This is a genomic window from Pseudoalteromonas sp. Z1A8, from assembly GCF_011378855.1.
In the GTDB taxonomy this organism is placed as follows: Bacteria; Pseudomonadota; Gammaproteobacteria; order Enterobacterales; family Alteromonadaceae; genus Pseudoalteromonas.
Window position 1 is genome coordinate 1 of the sequence record NZ_WTLB01000121.1, and the last position, 978, is coordinate 978.

Below are 978 nucleotides of genomic sequence, written 5' to 3' on the forward strand. Positions count from 1 at the left end.
TTAGCGTTTCCTCGCTCTGCACAGCCGACATAGTAAACTGGGAGGGAGTGTCCTTTCTTATTGTAAGGCGCTTTGAGTGTCACTGGCGCATAGGTGATATCCAGTGTTGCGCTTCGGGCTTTTCTTCCTCCTTTTTGTGCAATGTGGATGTGTTTGGTGCCTGCACTCATCAGCTCGCTTGCAAACGCATAGAGCTTATCCTCACCTTCTTCAATATGACGACTTTGCATCGAGCGTACGACGAATCGTTGCTGCTCGGTTAGTTTATACTGCAAGTATTCGTAGATGTCCGCTTCGCGGTCACACACCGATATCACGTTCGCCATTTGTCCTTGCAGCCGCTCTGCCATCGCTCGTGACGCTGACTCCCACTTGTAACTTTCTTTTTCTTCGTAAGAAGTCGTCGCGTGTTTTTCTCTTTTTCCAATCGTGTTGATATCACGACTCCAGCGAGACTGTTCAATTAATCCCACAACTTGCTTTGTGTCTGGCGCAAACAGTAATACGCTATGAGCTAACAAGCCTCGTTGTTTTGCTCCTCGTCCGACATGACCCAAATCATCTCGAATGGAGGAATGTTTATAAATTAGTGTGGTCGTGTCTTCTAATGCGAGCAATAAGTTATGACTTTTTGCTTGTTCAACCGTGGCTTTAAAGCCTGACTCTGCTATAGCCGTTGCGTCAATATTCTCGTTGCGAATAAAGCGGTAGGCACCTTCCATATCGGCGGGGGATTGAGTGATGTTCACAAGTGGTTTTCCTGGTTCATTTGCAAGCGTTGATGCTAACTTTACCAGACGCGCTGTTCTTCTTGGATCACCTAAGTCCGATTTACCGAATTGTTGTTTTGCCCAATGAGTATGTTCGTTAATCATAATGTGCCCTCAAACAAGATTTGAAGATCTGATCATGACATTGAGATTTAGTTCAAAAAAATCCCCGCTAATTTCTTAGCAGGGATTTGTGTATAAGAGACAG

General features: G+C 45.2%; 1 protein-coding gene. It reads right to left on the reverse strand.

The window, feature by feature from the left end; all coding sequences use genetic code 11:
• On the reverse strand, nucleotides 1–875 hold an 875-nt coding region (locus GQR55_RS19950), incomplete at its 3' end, for an IS4 family transposase (RefSeq protein ID WP_206012158.1).
• Between the last annotated feature and the right edge of the window lie 103 nt (nucleotides 876–978).